At 45.8% G+C, this 1,377-nt stretch carries 1 protein-coding gene; it reads right to left on the reverse strand.

What is annotated here, in order from left to right; translation table 11 throughout:
- Positions 1-1,377: tRNA uracil 4-sulfurtransferase ThiI (gene thiI, locus R7E00_RS23505; protein WP_318124639.1), on the reverse strand; the 1,377-nt coding region annotated here is incomplete at both ends.

A 1,377-nucleotide genomic window follows, 5' to 3' on the forward strand; every position in this document is an offset into this window, starting at 1 on the left:
TTGCAGACGGCTCATTACGCCACGGTCACAGTACAGTAGGTAAGTTTTCGACTGGTCTAGGTCACCGAATTGCGTACCCAGCTTGTAGAACGGAATGTGTTTCACATCCACACCATCGATTTCTAATGGGTTATCGTCTTCCTCATCAGGGCTACGAATATCCAATACCACTGCGTGTTCTTCTACCGCTTGTACTTGCTCGACTTCTGGTGCCGCTTGCTCAGATTCTTTTGCGATATCACGAATGTCCATTTGACGCGCTTCGTAAACCACTTTCTCTAGAATGCTGAAGTCAAACTTCGCTTCTTCTGCTTCTAGCTTCTCTTTCACCGCTTTTACTGTTGGCTTCTTAGAGATCACGCCACAGTACTCAGGCATGGTTTTCGCGAAGTCTTCTGTACCGATTTCACGAGCTAAGTTGATGATGTCTTCTTTATCCCAGTTGATAAGAGGACGCAGAATCAGCGTATCCGTAACATTATCGATGTGACGAAGGTTCGTTAGCGTTTGGCTAGATACCTGGCCAAGAGCTTCACCTGTTACCAACGCTTCAATCTTAAACTTCTCAGCAATCATGCCAGCAGCGCGCATGAACATACGCTTCAAGATGACGCCCATTTGACCGTCATCTACTTTCTCAAGAATTTCAGCAACCACAGGTTCGAAATCAACAGAGATGAAACGCACTTTCGCTGATGAGCCGTATTTGTTCCATAGGTAGTGAGAAACCTGCTTAACGCCGATTTCATGAGCTGGGCCACCTAGGTTAAAGAAACAGTAGTGAACTTTAGAGCCACGTTTGATGTGTAGGTAGCTTGATACACCAGAGTCGAAACCACCTGAGATCAGGCTTAGTACGTCTTCTTGAGTACCTAGAGGGAAGCCACCTAGACCTTTGTAACGTGCCAACACTTGGTTAAGTTTGTCACCCGATACTTCAACTTTTACCGTCACATCAGGGTTGTGCAATTTAACGCGTGCGCTTTCTACTGCTTGGTTTAGACCACCACCAACGTAACGTTCAAGCTCGATAGACGTGAAGTCATGCTTACCACGGCGTTTTGCACGCACCACAAACGTTTTATTTTCAATAAGCGGACGGCTAAGTTCCAGCACCTGCTCGTAGATGTCGTGCAGGTCTTTAAACTCAGATTGCTTCACTTCTAGAACGTGATGAATGCCTGGCGTGTGAGTCAGGATTTCTAAAACTTCAGCGTGGTATTCGTTGCTCTCAGAGGTCACTTCAATGTGATCACGACGGTTAAATACTGCGACAGATTCCGTGCGGCTCTTGACGATATTACGAATGTTGCACTCTAAAATCTTTGTGAAGCGCTTACGCACAGATTCACTTTTTACAAAAATTTCTGGATGGGG

Origin of the sequence: Vibrio sp. Vb1755 (genome assembly GCF_033338635.1) — a bacterium.
GTDB classification, from domain to species: Bacteria; Pseudomonadota; Gammaproteobacteria; order Enterobacterales; family Vibrionaceae; genus Vibrio; species Vibrio alginolyticus.